An 18,368-nucleotide genomic window follows, 5' to 3' on the forward strand; every position below is an offset into this window, starting at 1 on the left:
CCGCTGGGCGGGATGAAGACCTCCGCGCGCCCCGAGACCCACACCGGCCAGGCGGCCCCCACGCGCACCCGCCTGTCCTGGGTGGACTTCGCCGTGGCCGCCGCCTTCCTCGTGCTCGGGTACGCGATCCTCCAGGTCGGCAAGGGCACCACCGTCAACTTCGACCCCGCCGACGTCCCCGACGTGGACACGGACCCCGCGAAGCTCCCGTACTACGCCGCCCGCAGCGTCCTGCGCATGTTCATCGCGCTCGTCGCCTCCGTGGTCTTCACCTTCGCCTACGCCTACGCCGCCGCCCGCAGCCGCCGCCTGGAACGGGTGCTGATCCCGGCCCTGGACATCCTCCAGTCCGTCCCCGTCCTCGGCTTCCTCTCCGTCCTCGTCACCTTCTTCGTCGCACTCTTCCCCGGCTCGCTCCTCGGCCTCGAATGCGCCGTCGTCTTCGCCATCTTCACCTCGCAGGCCTGGAACATGACCTTCGGGTTCTACGCCACCCTGACGTCCCTGCCCCGTGAACTCGACGAGGTCTCCCGCTCGTTCGGCTTCACCCGCTGGATGCGCTTCTGGCGCGTGGAGGTCCCCGCCGGGGTCATCGATCTGGTGTGGAACGGCATGATGAGCTTCGCCGGCGGCTGGTTCATGCTCGTGGCCTCCGAGGCGGTCTCCGTCTCCGGGCAGGAGTACGCCGTCCCCGGCCTCGGCTCGTACGCGGGCACCGCGATCGGCGAGGGGGACCTCGGGAAGGTCGGCTGGGTCATCCTCGCGATGACCGTCACCATCGTCACCGTCAACTTCGTCTTCTGGCGACCCCTCACCGCCTGGGCGGAGAAGTACAAGAACGAGCAGTCGGAATCCACCGACGTCCAGCGCAGCTACGTACTGGACTTCCTGCGCCGCTCCCACTGGCCCCGCCTGCTCGGCCGCGCCACCGCCCCCGCCCGCGACGCCACCGGCCGGGCCGCCCGCGTACTGGGCCGCGACGACATGGCGCTGTCCGTGGACCCGGCCCGCCGCCGGGCCGGCGACGTGATCTTCGCCGTCGTCGCCGGAGCGGTCATCCTGTGGGGCCTGTACGACCTCGTGCGCTACCTCCAGCGCGAGACCGGCCTCGGGGTCTTCGGGGAACCGCTGCTGCTCGGGCTGATCACCTTCGTCCGGGTGATCGTGCTCGTCGCCGCCGCCACCGTCGTATGGGTGCCCGTGGGCGTGTGGATCGGCTCCTCGCCCCGGCTCACGAAGATCGCCCAGCCCGTCGTGCAGGTCCTGGCGAGCTTCCCCGCGAACCTGCTCTTCCCGGTGGCCGTCTGGTTCTTCCTCGAGACCGGGCTGAACATCAACATCGGCTGCATCCTGCTGATGGCCCTCGGCGCGCAGTGGTACATCCTCTTCAACGCCATCGCCGGAGCCATGGCCATCCCCTCCGACCTCAAGGAGGCCATGGACGACCTCGGCGTCCGCGGGCTCCAGCGCTGGAAGCGCCTGATCGTCCCGGCCGTGTTCCCCTCGTACGTCACCGGAGGCATCACCGCCTCGGGCGGCGCCTGGAACGCCTCCATCGTCGGAGAGGTCGTCACCTTCGCCGGTACGACCCTGTCGGCGACCGGCCTGGGCGCGTACATCTTCCACGCCACCGAGGCCGGGGACTTCCCCAAGCTGATCGCCGGGATCGCCGTCATGAGCCTGTACGTCGTCGGCCTCAACCGGCTGTTCTGGCGGCCTCTGTACCGGCTCGCGGAGCGCCGCTACTCCATCTGATCCATCCAGTCCGTCCGGTCCGTCCGGTCCGTCCGGTCCGTCTGGATTCCGCCCGCCCGCCCGCCCGATCCGAGGAGCCCGTCCCGATGACCGCGACCACGATCCTCCAGGCCGCCGCCCTCACCAAGTCCTACGCCGGCGCCGACGGGGAGCTGCCCGTACTCGGCGGCATCGACCTGGAGATCCACGAGGGCGAGATCGTCGCCCTCCTCGGGAAGTCCGGCAGCGGCAAGTCCACCCTGCTGCGCTGCCTCGCGGGGCTGATCCCCGCCAGCTCCGGCTCGGTCACCTACCGGGGCGAGGAGCTGCGCGGGGCGAACCCGGGCACGGCGATGGTGTTCCAGACCTTCGCGCTGCTGCCCTGGCTGACGGTGCAGCAGAACGTGGAACTCGGCCTGGAGGCAAAGGGCATGGACCGCGAGGCGCGGGCCCGGCAGGCGGTGGAGGCCATCGACCTGATCGGTCTCGACGGCTTCGAGTCGGCGTACCCGAAGGAGCTCAGCGGAGGGATGCGCCAGCGCGTCGGCTTCGCCCGGGCGCTCGTCGTGGAACCGGACGTGCTGATGATGGACGAGCCGTTCTCCGCGCTGGACGTGCTCACCGCCGAGAACCTGCGCGGCGAGCTGATGGAGCTGTGGGCCTCCGACCGCTTCCCCGCCAAGGCGGTGGTGCTGGTCACGCACAACATCGAGGAGGCGGTGCTGATGGCCGACCGGGTGGTGGTGCTGGGCTCGCGGCCCTACGGCACCATCAAGGAGACCTTCGCGGTGGACCTGGCCCGCCCCCGGGACCGGGGCGGCGCGGACTTCGAACGGATCGTGGACGCCGTGTACGCGGTGATGACCGGCCGCACCGCCAAGACCCCGGCCACGGCCCCGCCGGCCAAGCGCACCCCGGCCAACACCCCGCTCCCGGCGGCCAGCGTCGACGGCATGGCGGGCCTCGCCGAGATCGTGCTCCAGCGGGGCACCGGCGACGGCAGCGTGGACCTCGCCGACCTCGCCGAGGAACTGGGCCTCGAGGTGGACGACGTACTGCCCCAGGTGGACGGGCTGGAACTGCTGGGCCTGGCCGAGGTACGGGACCTGCACCTGGTGCTGACCGCGCGCGGCACCGCCTTCGCGGGGGCCGACGTACAGGAGTCGAAGGAACTGTTCGCCGAGGGGGCCATGGAGGTTCCGCTGGTCCACCTGATCCACACCACCCTGCGGCGCTCCCGGGGCGGCACCCAGCGGGCCGGCTTCTTCCGCGACCTCCTCTCGCACCACTACACGAGCGAGCAGCTGGAGCAGCAACTGGAGACGGCGACGGACTGGGGCCGCTACGGGGAGCTGTACGGCTATCACGCGGACGGCGAGGAATACCGGCTCGACGAGGACCCGGCACGGGGATAGCCCCGTACGCTCGGTGCATGGGGGAATCGGACATGGTGGGACTGGACGGCCGGGTCACCGGAACGGTCGGGCCGGGGCTGGTCGGCGAGGTCATCGTGCGGATCCGGGGCGGAGCCGAGCACTTCCTCGCACACCCGGCGCCGGGGACGGGCCGGCTGGCGGTCGGGACGGTGGTCACGGTGGTCGAGTACCTGCCGCCGCGGACGGTCTACGTGATGGCCGCGTACGGCGACTGACCAGGGGCCGCGCCCTCTCGTACCAAGATGGCGACAAGATTCGGCAGCCGTCTTCCCGCTGCCTTGACGCGGGCGCACACTCGCCTTCCCGGTGGCGAACGCCACCGCGTACGAGGGGGAGTTGCCGATGTCTGTCGGCGTACTGGCAGGGATGGTCGTGGGTGCGATCGCGGCCGCGATCGGCCTGTTCAAGCTCATGTGGCGGGTGGCCGAGCCCAATGAGGCGCTGGTCATCTCCGGCTCCGCGCACAAGACCGAGGGCATCGCGGAGGGCATGGGCTTCCGGATCGTCACCGGGCGGGGAACCATGGTGATGCCCGGCGTGCAGGCCGTCCGGAAGCTGTCGCTGGACCTCAACGAGACCCAGCTGAACGTGGACTGCGTGACCCACCAGGGCATTCCGCTGCGGGTCAAGGGCGTGGTCATCTTCAAGATCGGCGACGACTTCGTGTCCATCGCCAACGCGGCCCGCCGCTTCCTGGACCAGCAGAAGATGATGCCGGAGCGGGTGCACATCGTCTTCGCCGGCCATCTGCGGTCCATCGTGGGCGGCCTGACGGTCGAGGACATGATCCGCGACCGGGAGAAGCTGACCGGGCAGACCCGGGCGGCGTGCGGGACGGAGATGGAGAAGCTCGGCCTGATCGTCGACTCCCTCCAGATCCACGAGATCGAGGACCCGACGGGCTACATCAAGAACCTGGCGATGCCGCACGCGGCGGCCGTCCAGCGGGACGCGCGGATCGCCCAGGCGGACGCCAACCTGCGGGCCACCGAGGCCGAACAGGCCGCCTTCGCGCGGATGTCGGAGGCCACCCGGGACAGCGAGATCCTCCAGGCCGGCTACCAGGCCGAGCGGGACAAGGCGGCCGCGACGGCACGGCAGGCGGGCCCGCTGTCGGAGGCGGCGGCGCGGCAGGAGGTGGTGGTCCAGGAGACCCGGGTGGCGGAGCTGGAGGCCCACCGGCGCGAGCAGCAGCTCCAGGCGGACGTGCGCAAGCCGGCGGACGCGGCGGCGTACGAGACCCGGACCCGGGCCGAAGCGGACCGCGACGCCCGCATCTCGGCGGCGCAGGCCAAGGCGAAGGAGACGGAGCTGGCGGCCGCAGCCGAGGCGACCCGGGTGACGACGGCGGCCGCGGCCGACGCGAAGGCCACGGAGGCGCGCGGCCTGGCCGCGGCGACGGCCACCCGCGCGACCGGCGAGGCGGAGGCGGCGGCGACCCAGGCCAAGGGCCTCGCGGAGGCGGCGTCGGCCCAGGCGAACGGGCTGGCGCAGGCGGAGGCTGCCAAGGCGAAGGGCCTCGCGGAGGCGGCGGCCATCCAGGCGCGGGCCGCTGCGCTGGCGGAGAACCAGGAGGCGGTGGTCGCGCAGCAGCTCGCCGAGAACTGGCCGGCGATCGTGGAGGCGGGAGCGGGCGCCTTCGGCAACGTAGAGCACATGATCTTGCTCAACGGGGCGGAGGGCATGTCGGAGATGTTCGCGAAGGCCCTGACGATGGGCGGCACGGGCCTGGGCCTGGCCCGCCAACTCCTGTCGACGATGTCGCAGCCGACCCCTCCGGCGGAAGCCCCGGCCAACGGATCCTCTGCCGGGACCTCCCACCAGATCCCGATCCAGGGGGCCTGAGAGGGACCCCTGCTCCTCAAACGCCGGAGCGCCATGTCAGCCGTCCGGCGTTTGAGGACCGGGGTCCGGGGCGGAGCCCCGGGAGGGGTCCGGGCGCAGCCCCGGGGAACGGGCGAAGGGCGGGTAGGGGACTTCGTCCCGCAGGGCCCACCATCCGCACCCGCCCCCCGGCCCGGAGGGTCAGGGCTTGGGGCGGCGGCGGAGGAGCCGCTTCGCGGCAAGGGTCAGGGTCAGGGCCGCGACCAGGACGAGGGCGCCCTTCGTGAAGCTCCCCCCGTCGGGGGCGGCGGGCGCGCCCGCGGAAGGATCCGGAGCGGCGGATCCCGAGCCGGAGCCCGGGCCGGAGCCGGAGGACGAAGGCGAGGGCTTCGCGGCCGGGGCCACCGGCACGGCGACGACCCGGCTGTTCGCCCCCTCCGCCCCGAACATCAGCGTCGTCCCGTCCGCCGTGTACGTCACGGACTCCGCCTGCCCCTGCCACGGCGCGGCCACCGCCTCCCCGTCGCCGGCGGGCCGCCCGTCCTTCCACGGGTACGTCCTCGCCCACAAGTACCCCCGCAGCGCGAGCCGCCCCCCGTCCGGGGAGAACGCCCCGTCCGTGACCCACGGGACGTCCCCGATCCTCCGGAAGGTGTTCGTGCCGGAGGCGGACAGCGCCTCCGGGCCCTCGTACAGCCCGCCGGCCTTCTCGTCCTTGCTGGCGATGTACACCCGCCCCGTCACCGGATGCACCATCAGCGCCTCCGCGTTCCGCGGCCCGTCGGCGTACTTCACCGTGAACTGCTCGGCCTTGAGCGTGGCGTCCCGAAGCGTCTTCGGCTCGGCGAACCGGTAGATCCACACGTGGTTCCAGGAGCCGCCCCGGTTGTCCCCGATGTCGCCGACGTACAGCCGCCCGTCCGGGCCCAGCGAGATCCCCTCGATGTCCCGCGGTGTGCCGATGCCCGTCAGGGTGATCCGCGCGACCGTCTTCCCGGTCGCGGAGTCCACGGCGTACACGTACGGGCCGTCGTCGCTGTCGTTGTGCGTCCAGTAGACGCCGGGGTGGATCCGGCTGGCCGCGAGCCCGCTCGACTCCTTGATCCGGGGGTCGGTGATCGTGAACCCGGACGCGGCGGACCCGGACCCGGCCGACCCGGCCGCGGCGGCGGCGGCCGAGGGCAGCAGGGCGAGGACGGCAGCGGCGGCGGTCAGGGGCAGCAGGTGCGGGCGCATCCCCCTACCCTGCCAGCCCGCCCCGCGTGTCCGGCATCACAGGGGCCGCGGCCCGGTGATCCGCGAAGATGACCGGATGCATTTCATGTTCGTCGGGGATTCCATGACCGTCGGATGCGCCGGCGACTACACCTGGCGCTATCGGATGTGGCAGCACCTCGAGACCGCCTTCGGCGGCCCGTACGAGATCGTCGGCCCCCGCAGCCGCCTCTACGACGCCCTCGCGGACGCGCCGACCAGCGAGGCCTACGCCGACCCCGGCTTCCCCGACGGCGCCCGCCGGCACCTGGCCGGCTGGGGCGAGGGCTGGCAGCACATGGCCCCGCTCATCGGGCCCGCGGTCCGGTCCTGCGGGGCCGACGTGCTGCTGGTTTCCCTCGGGCTGATCGACCTGGGCTTCTACACCTCGGCCGAGGGCACCGCCGCCAACGTCCGCCGGTTCATCGCGGAGGCCCGCGCCGCCCGGCCCGGGATACGGATGGTCCTGCTCCCCGTCATACCCAACGTCCGGGCCCGTGACGACGCGCCCTTCGCGCAGCAGGTCGAGCTCTTCAACGAGCTGCTCGCCAAGGCGGTCGCCGACCTGTCGACCCCCGCTTCGCCGATCCTGCTGGCCGCCCGCCCGGAGGCGTACGACATCGACCGGGACACCTACGACGGCACGCACCCCAACGCCTCCGGCGAGCACCGCCTGGCGGGGGAGTTCGCAGCGGTCCTGCACCAGGCCTGGGGCCTGGGCGGTCCGTACCGGCCGCGGCAGGACACGTAACACGCGCTTCACGAGCGGGTCTTGCTTCGAGCGCACTCCAGGCAGTTGGCTAGTGGCCCATGGAGTACACGCAGCTCGGACGCACCGGTCTCAAGGTCAGCCGACTTGTCCTCGGCACCATGAACTTCGGCCCCCAGACGGGTGAGCCGGAGAGTCACGCCCTCATGGACACGGCCCTCGACGCCGGTATCAACTACTTCGACACGGCCAACGTGTATGGGTGGGGCGAGAACAAGGGCCGTACCGAGGAGATCATCGGTACCTGGTTCGGCCAGGGCGGCGGACGCCGTGAGAAGACGGTCCTCGCCACCAAGGTCTACGGGAGCATGGCCGCGGAGGGTGACCCGTGGCCCAACTACGACCGGCTGTCGGCGCTCAACATCCGGCGGGCGGTGGACGCCAGCCTCAAGCGCCTGAACACCGACTACATCGACATCTACCAGTTCCACCACGTGGACCGGCTGACGCCCTTCGAGGAGATCTGGCAGGCCGTCGAGGTCCTGATCCAGCAGGGCAAGGTGCTGTACGCCGGCTCCTCGAACTTCCCCGGCTGGAAGATCGCCCAGGCCAACGAGGCCGCGGCGCGTTCGGGGCGGCTCGGCCTGGTCAGCGAGCAGTGCCTCTACAACCTCGCCGAGCGGCGGGCGGAGCTGGAGATCATCCCGGCGGCCGAGGCGTACGGGCTCGGCGTCATCCCGTGGTCCCCGCTGCACGGCGGGCTGCTGGGCGGGGCCATCCGCAAGGCGGCGGAGTCGGGGCGGACGGCGAGCGGCCGCTCGGCGGACGCGCTCGCGAACAGTTCCGTACGGGCGCAGGTGCAGGCGTACGAGGACCTGCTGGACAAGCACGGACTGGAGCCCGGCGAGGTCGCCCTGGCCTGGCTGCTGACACGTCCCGGGGTCACCGGTCCGATCGTCGGTCCGCGTACGCCGGAGCAGCTCGCGTCCGCGCTGCGCGCGGTGGAGCTGGAGCTGTCGCCGGAGGTGCTGGCCGGGCTGGACGAGGTCTTCCCCGGGCCGGGACCGGCTCCGGAGGCGTTCGCCTGGTAGGGGCCGCCCGGCGGGCCTGCCGTCCTTACTGGCCCACGGCGGCGGCCACGGCCACCACGACGAACATCAGTACGAGCACACCGGCCATGACGCGGTTTCTGGTCTTGGGATCCACCCGTCGAGCCTAACGCGACCGGGCCCGCCCTTCGTACGGAGGGGCGGGCTCGCCCAGTTCCCAGGAGCCGACGACCTCGTAGCGGGGCTGCTCGCCCGGGACGCCGGAGTCGGGCAGGTTGCTGCGGACCAGGCTGAGCTCGCCGACCTGCCAGACGGCTCCCTCGAAGGAGGCCAGGGCCGTGGAGTAGGGGCGGACGTCGTGCCGCTCGTCGCGGAGCCGGCCGAGGGTGAGGTGCGGGGTGTAGCGGTGGTGCTGGTCCATGGGCACCCCGGAGCGCCGGGCGGCGGCGTCGGCGCGTTCGGCGAGCATGCGCAGGGCGTCGAGGTCTCCGGCGGCGCCGGCCCACAGGGAGCGGTGGCCGAAGTGGCCGGAGCCGTGGATCCGCAGCGGGAAGGGGGTGCTCCGGGCCGCGGCGCGGGCGAGGCGGGTGTGGAGCTCGGGGAGGACCTCGTCGCGGACCTCGCCCATGAAGGCGAGGGTGAAGTGCCAGCCCGCTTCCGCGGTCCAGCGCAGGTGGTCGTCGTGGAGGCCGCGGACGGCCTCGGCCAGTTCTGCGACCGCCGTCGCGGGCGGGATGACGGCTGCGAACAGTCTCATGGCCCGAGCCTAGCCGCGGGTGCCCGGTGCGGCGCCGTTGCCGGGGGGCCGGCCCCAAACGCCGGCGGGGCTGGATTTTCCAGCCCCGCCGGCGGTTGAGGCGCCTTCAGGCACCGCCAGGCCCTACGCCGCCGTCGCCAGCTGGCGGTGGCGGTCCGAGGGGACGAAGGTCACGCCGTGGCGGTTCACGCTGAGGCGGAGGTTGCCGACGCGGGAGAGGACGAGGCCGATCGTGACGGCCGCGGCCAGGGAGACCGCTCCGCCCGCGGCCATGCCGATCCGCGCGCCGTAGGTGTCCGTGACCCAGCCGACCAGCGGGGCCCCGATCGGGGTGCCGCCGGTGAAGACCATCATGAACAAGGCCATCACCCGGCCCCGCATCTCGGGGTCGGTGGCCATCTGGACGCTGGAGTTCGCGGTGACGTTCACCGTCAGGCCGAAGACCCCGAGGGGGACGAGCAGCGCCGCGAACAGCCAGAAGCTCGGCGCGAAGGCCGTCACGAGGAGGAGGACGGAGAAGAGCACCGCCGCCGCGACCAGCAGCCGCAGGCGGGACAGGCCCCGCCGGGCCGCCAGCAGGGCACCCGCCAGGGAGCCCGCCGCGATCAGGGTGTTGAAGAGCCCGTACGTGCCCGCGTCGCCGTGGAAGACCTTGCTGACGAAGGCGGACAGCCAGATCGGGAAGTTGAAGCCGAAGGTGCCGATGAAGCCGACGAGCACGATCGGCCAGATCAGCTCGGGCCGTCCGGCGACGTACCGCAGGCCTTCGCGGAGCTGTCCCTTCGCGCGGGGCTGGACCTCGACCCGGTGCAGTTCGCGGGTCCGCATCAGCAGCAGCGCCGCGATCGGCGCCGCGAAGGACAGGCCGTTGAGCAGGAAGGCCCAGCCGGAGCCGACGGCGGTGATGAGGACACCGGCGATGGCGGGGCCGACCAGTCGTGCGGACTGGAAGTTGGCCGAGTTCAGGCTGACCGCGTTGGCCACCTGGTCCTTGCCGACCATTTCGGAGACGAAGGTCTGCCGGGCCGGGTTGTCCACGACGGTGACCAGGCCGAGGAGGAAGGCGGCGAGGTAGACGTGCCAGACGTTGACGTGGCCGGCGAGGACGAGGACACCGAGTGCGAGGCCGGTGAGGCCCATGGCCGCCTGGGTGCAGAGCAGCAGCGGCCGCTTGGGGAGCCGGTCGGCGAGTACGCCTCCGTAGAGCCCGAACAGCATCATCGGCAGGAACTGCAGCGCGATGGTGATGCCGACCGCCGAGGCGGATCCGGTCAGCGACAGGACCAGCCAGTCCTGTGCGATGCGCTGCATCCAGGTGCCGGTGTTCGAGACGACCTGGCCGGTGGCGAAGAGCCGGTAGTTCCGGATCTTCAGCGAGCTGAACATCGAGTTCTTGTCCGGCGCGTTCTTGGACGTGCGGTGCGTGCGCGTAGTGGTGGGTGTGTGGCCGGGGGCGGAGTCTGCTCCGGGTCCCGTACTCAAAAGGGGTCGCCTCCTGGCGTCGTTCCTATAGGTGCGCGAGCTTGTCCAGGACGGGCGCGGCTTCGCGCAGCTTCGCCCATTCGGCCTCGGTCAGCTCGGCCGCGAGCCCGGCGAGGAAGGCGTTGCGCTTGCGACGGCTCTCTTCGAGCATCGCTTCGGCCTCCTCCGTCTGGCGGACCACCTTCTGGCGGCGGTCGTCGGGGTGCGGTTCCAGCGTGACCAGTCCCTTGGCTTCCAGCAACGCGACGATGCGCGTCATGGACGGCGGCTGCACGTGCTCGCGCCGGGCCAGCTCACCGGGGGTGGCCTGGCCGCAGCGGGCGAGGGTGCCGAGCACCGACATCTCGGTCGGGCTCAGCGATTCGTCGACGCGCTGGTGCTTGAGGCGCCGGCCCAGCCGCATGACGGCGGAGCGGAGGTCGTTCACGGCGGCTGCGTCGTCACCATGGGAAAGGTCATGCATGTCTTTAGAGTAACTCATTACTCTTCCTAAGGAACACCACTTATCTGGTGTCACTCGTACGGGTGAGTCGGCCGCGGAAAGTGACACGCGTCCATGCCCTGTGCCCCGACTCTTTCGGCATGGGGACACATGTGCTGAGCATGCGCATAGACGGGGAGCTCCTCGACAGGCTCCGGACTCATGCCGCCAAACGAGGAATGAGCGTCCAGGACTATGTGGTCCGGACGCTCATTCGTGACGATTTCGACGAACGCTTCAAGGCGGCCGTCGACGAGACGGAGAAGTTCTACGGCCTTACGTGAGGCCCAGGGCCGGCATCGCGTAGTAGAAGACGAAGACCGCCGACACGATGTACATGGCCACCGGGACCTCGCGGCCCCGGCCGGTCGCCAGTCGCAGTGCGGAGAAGGCCACGAAGCCGATGCCGATGCCGTTGGTGATCGAGTACGTGAACGGCATCATCACCATGGCCAGGAAGGCCGGGACGGCGATCGTGAAGTCGTTCCAGTCGATGTCCCTGACCGAGCCGGCCATGATCAGGAAGCCGACCGCGACGAGAGCGGGCGTGGCCGCCTGCGAGGGGACCATCGTGGCGAGCGGCGTGAGGAACAGCGACACGGTGAAGAGGCCGCCCGTCACGATGTTCGCCAGGCCCGTCCTGGCGCCCTCGCCGACGCCGGCCGTGGACTCCACGAAGCAGGTGGTGGCCGAGGAGGAGGAGGCGCCGCCCGCGGCGACGGCCATGCCGTCCACGAACAGGACCCGGTTGATGCCGGGGAAGGAGCCGTCCGGCTTCGTCAGCTTCGCCTCGTCGCCGACCCCGAGGATGGTGCCCATCGCGTCGAAGAAGCAGGACAGCAGCACGGTGAAGACGAACAGGATGCCCGTCAGCATGCCGACCTTGCCGAAGCCGCCGAACAGGCTGACCTGACCGATGAGGCCGAAGTCGGGCGCCGCCACCGGGTTGCCCGGCCATTCGGGGACCGTCAGGCCCCAGGCGGCGTCCGGGAGCTTGACGATCAGCTGGATCGCCAGGGCGGCGACGGTCATGGCCACGATGGAGATCAGGATCGCGCCGGGGGTCTTGCGGATGATCAGGGTGAGCGTCAGCAGGACGCCGACCACGAAGATCAGGACGGGCCAGCCGTGCAGGTGGCCGTTGCTGCCGAGCTGGATCGGGACCGTGGTGTGGGCGAGGTCCGGGATGCGGGTGACGAAGCCCGAGTCGACCAGGCCGATCAGCAGGATGAACAGGCCGATGCCGATCGCGATGCCCTTGCGCAGGCCGAGCGGGACCGCGTTCATGACGCGCTCGCGCAGGCCGGTGGCGACCAGCAGCATCACCACGAAGCCCGCCAGGACCACCATGCCCATGGCGTCGGGCCAGCTCATGCGCGGGGCGAGCTGGAGGGCGACGACGGTGTTGACGCCGAGGCCGGCCGCGAGGGCGATCGGGACGTTGCCGATGACGCCCATCAGGAGGGTGGTGAAGGCCGCGGTCAGCACGGTGGCGGTGACCAGCTGGCCGCCGTCGAGCTGGTTGCCGTACATGTCCTTCGCGCTGCCCAGGATGATCGGGTTCAGCACGATGATGTAGGCCATCGCGAAGAAGGTGGCGAACCCGCCGCGGACCTCGCGGCCGATGGTCGAGCCGCGCTCGGAGATCTTGAAGTAGCGGTCCACGGGGGCCGACGTGCTCATGGGGGTCCTGGTCCTCAGTGGTGGTTTCATACGACGAAAACGGGCCAAGCCCAAACCGTTTCAGTATGAACACATGAACGAAGGGGCGTCTATCTCCGCGCGTAGACCCTCCGCCGACCGGCCTAGACTTGTCCCCATGGCGAAATGGACTGCGCAGCACGAGGCCCCCGAGCCCCTCGAGGGTCCGATCGTCGGCACCGTCGCGGGCGGCACGATCATCTGGTTCGCCCTCTTCCTCTTCCAGCTCCCCTTCTACGGGTGGTTCGCGGACCGCGGCATGCTGTGGTGGGTCTGGACCTGCGCGGTCGGCGGGGTGCTCGGCCTCATCGGCCTCTGGTACGTCCGCGGCCGCGATGCCGCCCTGAAGCGGCACGCCCTCGAGCTGGCCGCTCGGAACGAGGACGGCCCGTCGGCCCCGTCGGCCCCGTCTCCCCAGGCGGGCTAGCCCGCCTTGCCCTGAGAGCCGGCCTCCCGACCGTGCCCCGGCCCGCGACGCGCACGTGACCGGTGGGCTGGGCCTGAACCGGCCTCGCCGGCGTTCGAGACGCGGGGGTCCGGGGGCGGAGCCCTCCGGAAACGGCGCCGCACCTGTCCGGCGAGCCCGCCTCGGCCCGTCGGAAGGGCTACCAGCGGAGGATTCGGCTCATCCCGAAGTCGGATCTTCATGCTTTTCAGCGGGTGAACCGTTGAATCCCCCTTTACCGTCGAAACCATGACGCAGCGGGCAGGGATTGAACCAGACGGACCGGAGCAGGGCGGCGGCGGCGCCGCCCCCGCCGGGACCGCCATCGACGCGGGGGCCGAGCTCGATCCCGTACACCCGATCCGACCGCCGGCACCCCGGTTCAAGCCGGCGGGGCTGACCACCGCGGAGGTCGCCGAGCGCGTCGCCCGCGGAGCCGTCAACGACGTCCCCGTCCGCAGCAGCCGCTCCACCGCCGACATCGTCCGTGCGAACGTCTTCACCCGCTTCAACGCCATCATCGGCGTCCTGTGGGTGGTCATGTTCTTCGTCGCCCCGATCCAGGACAGTCTCTTCGGCTTCGTGATCATCGCGAACACCGGCATCGGCATCATCCAGGAAATGCGCGCCAAGAAGACCCTGGACAGCCTCGCCGTGATCGGCGAGGCCAAACCCAGCGTCCGCCGCGACGGCCGCACCGCCGAGATCTCCACCTCCGAGATCGTCCTCGACGACGTCATCGAGCTCGGTCCCGGCGACAAGGTCGTCGTCGACGGGCTCGTCGGCGAGGCCGACGGCCTGGAGATCGACGAGTCCCTCCTCACCGGCGAAGCCGACCCCGTCCTGAAGAAGCCCGGCGACCCCGTCATGTCCGGCTCGTTCGTCGTCGCCGGCGGCGGCGCCTTCACCGCCACCAAGGTCGGCCGCGAGGCCTACGCCGCGCAGCTCGCCGAAGAGGCCTCCCGGTTCACGCTCGTCCACTCCGAGCTGCGCTCCGGCATCTCCACCATCCTCAAGTACGTCACCTGGATGATGATCCCGACCTCCATCGGCCTGATCATCAGCCAGCTGGTCGTCAAGGACAACAACCTCAAGGACGCCATCGCCCGCACCGTCGGCGGCATCGTCCCGATGATCCCCGAAGGCCTCGTCCTCCTCACCTCCGTCGCCTTCGCCATCGGCGTCATCCGGCTCGGCCGCAAGCAGTGCCTGGTGCAGGAGCTCCCCGCCATCGAGGGCCTCGCCCGCGTGGACGTGGTCTGCCTCGACAAGACCGGCACCCTCACCGAGGGCGGCATGGACGTCACCGAGTGCCGCCCGCTCGGCGGCGCGGACGCCGCGTACGTCAAGAAGGTCCTCGGCGCGCTCGGCGAGAGCGACCCGCGCCCCAACGCCAGCCTCCAGGCGATCATCGACGCCTACCCCGACAGCGCCGAGTGGCGCTGCACCGAGTCGCTGCCCTTCTCCTCCGCCCGCAAGTACAGCGGCGCCAGCTTCAGCGAGGGCGACGGCGAGAACAACACCTGGCTGCTGGGCGCCCCCGACGTGCTGCTCCCGGCCGGGGACCCGGCCCTGGAGGAGATCAACGAGCTCAACGAACAGGGCCTGCGGGTCCTCCTGCTGGGCCGTGCCGCCCATGAACTCGACGACCCGGCCGTGGCCACCGGGGTCAAACCGACCGCCCTGATCGTCCTGGAGCAGCGGCTGCGCCCCGACGCCGCCGACACCCTGCGCTACTTCGAGGACCAGGACGTCAAAGCCAAGGTCATCTCCGGGGACAACGCCGTCTCGGTCGGCGCGGTCGCCGGGAAGCTGGGCCTGCCCGGCGCCGAGAACACCGTCGACGCGCGAAAGCTCCCCACCGACCAGGGCGCCATGGCCGAGGTCCTCGACCAGAACGCCGTCTTCGGGCGGGTCACCCCCCAGCAGAAGCGCGACATGGTCGCCGCCCTCCAGTCCCGGGGCCACACGGTCGCGATGACCGGCGACGGGGTCAACGACGTGCTCGCGCTCAAGGACGCCGACATCGGCGTCTCGATGGGCTCCGGCTCGGAGGCCACCCGCGCCGTCGCGCAGATCGTCCTCCTCAACAACAGCTTCTCCACCCTGCCCTCGGTGGTCGCCGAAGGGCGCCGGGTCATCGGCAACATCACCCGCGTCGCCACCCTCTTCCTCACGAAGACGGTCTACTCGGTGCTGCTGGCCGTGCTGGTGGTCTGCTCCCAGGTCGAGTACCCGTTCCTGCCGCGCCACCTGACGCTGCTGTCGACGCTGACCATCGGCATTCCCGCCTTCTTCCTGGCGCTGGCGCCCAACAAGGAGCGGGCCAAGCCGCACTTCGTGAAACGCGTGATGCGGTACGCGATCCCGGGCGGGGTCATCGCCGCCGTCGCCTGCTTCGTGACGTACGTGATCGCCCGCCACCACTACACCGGCCCCGACGCCCTCAAGGCCGAGACCAGCGCCGCGACGCTCGCGCTGTTCCTGACCTCGATGTGGGTCCTGGCGATCATCGCCCGCCCCTACACGTGGTGGCGGGTCGGCCTGGTCGGCGCGATGGGCGGGGCGTTCCTGATCGTGCTCGTCGTGCCCTGGCTCCAGGACTTCTTCCAGCTCAAGCTGGAGGGCGCCGCGATGCCGTGGACCGCCGTGGGCATCGCCGCCGGCGCGGCCGTCCTCATCGAATTCACCTTCCGGTGGGTGAACCGCAAGTTCCCTGCTTAGAGGGCCACTTGAGGGTCCCTGTCGCTTCGCTCGAGCCGGGCATTGCGGCAGTGTTACAGGTTCGTGGCCATCGTGAAGAGGGGCTCCCGCGTGCCGGGCCGGACTCCTAAGGTCCGTCTGAATCGCGATCAAGGGAGTGTCCCGCCATGCCCCTCGACCTGTCCGACGAGAGCCAGTACGACCGTGCGCGCCTGCACCAGTGGGCGCGCGGCCGAGCCCGCTCGGCCGGAGTGGACCGCCGTGACCTGCTCAGGCTCTTCGCGGCGGGAGCCGCGGCCGGCGCCCTCGGCCTGGGCGCCGCCGGGACGGCCGGAGCAGCCGAAGCCGGTGAGGCCGCGGCGGCCGTGGGCCCCGCCGGAACCGCCAACCTGCCCGGGGTCGTGAAGCCGCTGCCGCCGGAGCTGTTCACGATCCGGGGAACGAACGCGGAAACGAAGTTCGCCGCCCTGCGCGGCACGGGCCGGCTGACTCCCATCGACCGGTTCTTCGTCCGCAACCACACCGCCACGCCGCGCCTCGACAAGGACGCCTGGCGGCTGAAGGTGTGGGGCGACGCGCTGGCCGGGGGGCCGGTGGAGTTCTCGTACGACCGGCTGCGCGCGCTGCCCGCCGTCGAGCGGACGCTGTTCATCGAGTGCGCGGGCAACGGCCGGAGCTTCTACACCACCCAGCAGGGCCAGACGGTGGCCGGGACGGCGTGGACCCTCGGCGCGATCGGTGTGGCCCACTGGCGCGGGGCCCGGCTCTCGGACGTGCTGCGGCGGGCCGGGGTGACCCGCGAAGCCGTGGACGTACTGCCCCGGGGCCTGGACGACGAGGTGGTCACCAACGGCGTGAACCTGGGGCACGTGCGGCGCCCGCTGCCGGTGTCGAAGGCGCTGGACGACGTGATCCTCGCGTACGAGATGAACGGCGAGCCGCTGCCGGCCGACCACGGCGGGCCGGTCCGGGTGGTCGTTCCGGACTGGATCGGGATCTCCTCGATCAAGTGGGTCGGGGACATCGAGGTGAGCGGGCAGCCGCTCTACACGCCGTGGAACACCGACCTGTACCGGCTGTTCGGGCCCGACCAGCCGCCGCAGGGCAGCGCGCCCCTGACCCGGCAGACCCTCAAGAGCGCCTTCGAGCTGGAGCTGGGCGCGACCGTGCCCGTGCACCGCCCGCAGCTGCTGACCGGACGCTCCTGGTCCGGAGCGGCCCCCGTGCACCAGGTGGAGGTCAGCACCGACGGGGGCGCCCGCTGGCGGCGGGCCCGGCTCCACGACGTCCCGCGCCGCGGCAGCTGGGTGCGCTGGTCGGTGCCGTGGACCCCGCGGACCCCGGGGGCGACCGCCCTGCTGGCCCGGGCCACGGACGCGACCGGGCGGACGCAGCCCGAGACGGCCGCCTACAACACCCAGGGCTACCTCTTCGACGGGGTCGTCCGCCACCCGGTCACGGTGGTCTGAGCCTTCCGCGACACCGGCCCGCTCGCCCCGGCCTGCTCGCCCGGCCCGCTCGCCCCGGTCATGCGGCCAGGGCGAGCTCCGCGCGGGCCGCGATCCGGGTGCGCAGGCCCAGGGTCGCCACCGCGGCGAGCAGTCCGGCGACCAGGGCACCCCACCACAGGGCGCTCGCCCCGACCCCGGTGTAGAGGGCTACGCCCAGGGTGAGGGCGGAGAAGCGGGCCATGCCCCAGGTCCAGCTGAAGGCGCCCTGGTAGCGGCCCCGGGCGTCGGCCGGGGCCAGGTCGGCCACCAGGGAGGCCGCGATGCCGGCCACGGCCACCTCGCCGAGCGACCAGACGACCACCGAGACCACGTACCCGGTGACGGAGTCCGCGAGCCCGGTCAGCGCCACCCCGGCGGCGATCAGGGCACTGCCCGCCGCCTGCACCGGGAGCTGCGGCAGTCCCGACAGCCTGGCCGTCACGAACGGCTGCAGGGCCACCACCAGGACGGCGTTGACCGCCGCCAGGGACCCGTACACGGCCGGCGAGAGCCCGCTGTCGCGGACGGCCAGCGGCAGCGCCACCTCGGTCAGCGAGTACACGAACAGCTGGATCCCGAGCAGCGGGAGCAGCAGGAGCAGCAGCCGGTCGCGCAGGACGACCCCGTAGCCCAGGCCCGTGGCCTTGGCCGGGGCGGTACGGGCCGGCTCGCGCAGCCGGGTCGCGACCACGGTGGCGTAGACGAGCGCCGAACCGGCGTCGACGAGGAAGAGCAGCCAGTACCCGTGCGCGGCGAGGAAGCCGCCGAGGACGCCGGCGACGGCCGTGCCGATGTTGACGCCCCAGTTGAACAGGGCGTACGCCCTCTGCCGCCAGCCGGTGTCCACCGCATCGGCCAACAGGGCGAACGCGGCGGGCGGGACGGTGGCTCCGGCGGTGCTGAGCAGCAGCGCGGAGGCGGCCATCGTCCAGATCCCCGGGGCCAGGAACAGCGCGCCCTGGGCCACGGCGGAGCCGATGAGCCCGATCAGCATGGTCGGACGGCGGCCGATCCGGTCGGCGAGCAGCCCGCCGACGGCCGGGCCGAGCAGGTGGCCGGCGCCGAGCGCGCCGAGCACGAAGGAGATGTCGGATCCGGTGATGCCCCGGTCGGCGAGGAGGAAGACGAGGAACGGGGTGACGAGGTAGCCGATCCGGTTGACGATCGAACCGGCGAACAGGGTCCAGACGAGCGGCGGGAGACCACGGAAGGAGGAGGGCATGGGAAGAGCCTGCGCGGGGACGGCCGCGGGTCCTATTGATTAAGGTGGAGCCGAATCCAATGGGCAGCGACGGGGGTACGC

The 18,368-nt window shown here is 71.6% G+C and carries 16 protein-coding genes; 10 read left to right on the forward strand and 6 right to left on the reverse strand.

Annotation, left to right across the window (positions count from 1 at the left end; all coding sequences use genetic code 11):
- Positions 1-12: 12 nt before the first annotated feature.
- From ACFYM0_RS31225 to ACFYM0_RS31240, 4 genes are all read left to right on the forward strand, one after another.
- A complete protein-coding gene (locus ACFYM0_RS31225; RefSeq protein ID WP_388507154.1) occupies positions 13-1,755 on the forward strand; it encodes an ABC transporter permease in 1,743 nt (580 codons plus the stop codon).
- Positions 1,756-1,841: 86 nt separating this feature from the next.
- Positions 1,842-3,149 (forward strand): nitrate/sulfonate/bicarbonate ABC transporter ATP-binding protein, encoded by a 1,308-nt coding sequence (locus tag ACFYM0_RS31230; protein WP_388507156.1) that lies wholly within the window; start codon positions 1,842-1,844, stop codon positions 3,147-3,149.
- 17 nt (positions 3,150-3,166) lie between these two features.
- Complete coding sequence (locus ACFYM0_RS31235; RefSeq protein WP_266878693.1) at positions 3,167-3,385, forward strand: hypothetical protein; 219 nt, start codon at positions 3,167-3,169, stop codon at positions 3,383-3,385.
- Between the two features lie 127 nt (positions 3,386-3,512).
- Positions 3,513-5,015, forward strand: a complete 1,503-nt coding sequence (locus tag ACFYM0_RS31240; RefSeq protein WP_388507158.1) for an SPFH domain-containing protein — start codon at positions 3,513-3,515, stop codon at positions 5,013-5,015.
- A 180-nt stretch (positions 5,016-5,195) separates the two neighbouring features.
- Here the strand turns inward: ACFYM0_RS31240 and ACFYM0_RS31245 are convergent, their stop codons facing one another.
- Positions 5,196-6,230, reverse strand: a complete 1,035-nt coding sequence (locus tag ACFYM0_RS31245) for a WD40 repeat domain-containing protein (protein ID WP_388507160.1) — start codon at positions 6,228-6,230, stop codon at positions 5,196-5,198.
- 76 nt (positions 6,231-6,306) lie between these two features.
- Here ACFYM0_RS31245 and ACFYM0_RS31250 point away from each other — a divergent pair, with 76 nt between their 5' ends.
- Together ACFYM0_RS31250 and ACFYM0_RS31255 are read left to right on the forward strand one after the other, a co-directional pair.
- Positions 6,307-6,999 carry a GDSL-type esterase/lipase family protein gene (locus ACFYM0_RS31250; protein WP_388507161.1) on the forward strand — a complete coding sequence of 231 codons (693 nt, stop codon included), beginning with the start codon at positions 6,307-6,309 and terminating at the stop codon, positions 6,997-6,999.
- Between the two features lie 59 nt (positions 7,000-7,058).
- Entirely contained in the window at positions 7,059-8,048 is a 990-nt protein-coding gene (locus ACFYM0_RS31255; RefSeq protein WP_327253439.1) for an aldo/keto reductase, read from the forward strand.
- A 124-nt stretch (positions 8,049-8,172) separates the two neighbouring features.
- Here ACFYM0_RS31255 and thpR read toward each other — a convergent pair whose 3' ends face one another.
- The 3 genes from thpR to ACFYM0_RS31270 all read right to left on the reverse strand — a co-directional run bounded on the left by thpR (position 8,173) and on the right by ACFYM0_RS31270 (position 10,708).
- Complete coding sequence (gene thpR / locus ACFYM0_RS31260; RefSeq protein ID WP_388507164.1) at positions 8,173-8,763, reverse strand: RNA 2',3'-cyclic phosphodiesterase; 591 nt, start codon at positions 8,761-8,763, stop codon at positions 8,173-8,175.
- 123 nt (positions 8,764-8,886) lie between these two features.
- On the reverse strand, positions 8,887-10,245 hold the full coding sequence (locus tag ACFYM0_RS31265) for an MFS transporter (RefSeq protein WP_388507166.1): 1,359 nt from the start codon (positions 10,243-10,245) through the stop codon (positions 8,887-8,889).
- A 25-nt stretch (positions 10,246-10,270) separates the two neighbouring features.
- Positions 10,271-10,708, reverse strand: a complete 438-nt coding sequence (locus tag ACFYM0_RS31270; protein WP_388507168.1) for a MarR family winged helix-turn-helix transcriptional regulator — start codon at positions 10,706-10,708, stop codon at positions 10,271-10,273.
- A 119-nt stretch (positions 10,709-10,827) separates the two neighbouring features.
- On the opposite strand from ACFYM0_RS31270, the gene ACFYM0_RS31275 reads away from it, so the two are divergent.
- A complete protein-coding gene (locus tag ACFYM0_RS31275) occupies positions 10,828-11,010 on the forward strand; it encodes a hypothetical protein (RefSeq protein WP_030156886.1) in 183 nt (60 codons plus the stop codon).
- On the opposite strand, the gene ACFYM0_RS31280 is transcribed toward ACFYM0_RS31275, so the two are convergent.
- Entirely contained in the window at positions 11,003-12,409 is a 1,407-nt protein-coding gene (locus ACFYM0_RS31280; protein WP_388507170.1) for an NCS2 family permease, read from the reverse strand. The two genes, ACFYM0_RS31275 and ACFYM0_RS31280, sit on opposite strands and share 8 nt — an antisense overlap.
- Positions 12,410-12,545: 136 nt before the next feature.
- Here ACFYM0_RS31280 and ACFYM0_RS31285 point away from each other — a divergent pair, with 136 nt between their 5' ends.
- The 3 genes from ACFYM0_RS31285 to ACFYM0_RS31295 all read left to right on the forward strand — a co-directional run bounded on the left by ACFYM0_RS31285 (position 12,546) and on the right by ACFYM0_RS31295 (position 17,044).
- Complete coding sequence (locus ACFYM0_RS31285; RefSeq protein WP_388507172.1) at positions 12,546-12,854, forward strand: DUF2530 domain-containing protein; 309 nt, start codon at positions 12,546-12,548, stop codon at positions 12,852-12,854.
- A 267-nt stretch (positions 12,855-13,121) separates the two neighbouring features.
- Positions 13,122-15,596 carry an HAD-IC family P-type ATPase gene (locus ACFYM0_RS31290; protein WP_388507174.1) on the forward strand — a complete coding sequence of 825 codons (2,475 nt, stop codon included), beginning with the start codon at positions 13,122-13,124 and terminating at the stop codon, positions 15,594-15,596.
- A 146-nt stretch (positions 15,597-15,742) separates the two neighbouring features.
- A complete protein-coding gene (locus ACFYM0_RS31295) occupies positions 15,743-17,044 on the forward strand; it encodes a sulfite oxidase (RefSeq protein WP_388507176.1) in 1,302 nt (433 codons plus the stop codon).
- A gap of 58 nt (positions 17,045-17,102) precedes the next feature.
- Here ACFYM0_RS31295 and ACFYM0_RS31300 read toward each other — a convergent pair whose 3' ends face one another.
- Complete coding sequence (locus ACFYM0_RS31300) at positions 17,103-18,287, reverse strand: MFS transporter (protein WP_388507178.1); 1,185 nt, start codon at positions 18,285-18,287, stop codon at positions 17,103-17,105.
- Positions 18,288-18,368: the final 81 nt, after the last annotated feature.

The organism is Streptomyces sp. NPDC006487 (assembly GCF_042870555.1).
Lineage (GTDB): Bacteria > Actinomycetota > Actinomycetes > Streptomycetales > Streptomycetaceae > Streptomyces.

What these genes read in the sequence shown, in the direction of transcription:
- ACFYM0_RS31270 (WP_388507168.1), bottom strand. Translation starts at nt 10,708, where the DNA reads ATGCATGACCTTTCCCATGGTGACGACGCAGCCGCCGTGAACGACCTC.
- thpR (WP_388507164.1), bottom strand. Translation starts at nt 8,763, where the DNA reads ATGAGACTGTTCGCAGCCGTCATCCCGCCCGCGACGGCGGTCGCAGAA.
- ACFYM0_RS31255 (WP_327253439.1), top strand. Translation starts at nt 7,059, where the DNA reads ATGGAGTACACGCAGCTCGGACGCACCGGTCTCAAGGTCAGCCGACTT.
- ACFYM0_RS31245 (WP_388507160.1), bottom strand. Translation starts at nt 6,230, where the DNA reads ATGCGCCCGCACCTGCTGCCCCTGACCGCCGCCGCTGCCGTCCTCGCC.
- ACFYM0_RS31225 (WP_388507154.1), top strand. Translation starts at nt 13, where the DNA reads ATGAAGACCTCCGCGCGCCCCGAGACCCACACCGGCCAGGCGGCCCCC.
- ACFYM0_RS31300 (WP_388507178.1), bottom strand. Translation starts at nt 18,287, where the DNA reads ATGCCCTCCTCCTTCCGTGGTCTCCCGCCGCTCGTCTGGACCCTGTTC.
- ACFYM0_RS31285 (WP_388507172.1), top strand. Translation starts at nt 12,546, where the DNA reads ATGGCGAAATGGACTGCGCAGCACGAGGCCCCCGAGCCCCTCGAGGGT.
- ACFYM0_RS31250 (WP_388507161.1), top strand. Translation starts at nt 6,307, where the DNA reads ATGCATTTCATGTTCGTCGGGGATTCCATGACCGTCGGATGCGCCGGC.
- ACFYM0_RS31295 (WP_388507176.1), top strand. Translation starts at nt 15,743, where the DNA reads ATGCCCCTCGACCTGTCCGACGAGAGCCAGTACGACCGTGCGCGCCTG.
- ACFYM0_RS31280 (WP_388507170.1), bottom strand. Translation starts at nt 12,409, where the DNA reads ATGAGCACGTCGGCCCCCGTGGACCGCTACTTCAAGATCTCCGAGCGC.
- ACFYM0_RS31290 (WP_388507174.1), top strand. Translation starts at nt 13,122, where the DNA reads ATGACGCAGCGGGCAGGGATTGAACCAGACGGACCGGAGCAGGGCGGC.
- ACFYM0_RS31230 (WP_388507156.1), top strand. Translation starts at nt 1,842, where the DNA reads ATGACCGCGACCACGATCCTCCAGGCCGCCGCCCTCACCAAGTCCTAC.
- ACFYM0_RS31275 (WP_030156886.1), top strand. Translation starts at nt 10,828, where the DNA reads ATGGGGACACATGTGCTGAGCATGCGCATAGACGGGGAGCTCCTCGAC.
- ACFYM0_RS31235 (WP_266878693.1), top strand. Translation starts at nt 3,167, where the DNA reads ATGGGGGAATCGGACATGGTGGGACTGGACGGCCGGGTCACCGGAACG.
- ACFYM0_RS31240 (WP_388507158.1), top strand. Translation starts at nt 3,513, where the DNA reads ATGTCTGTCGGCGTACTGGCAGGGATGGTCGTGGGTGCGATCGCGGCC.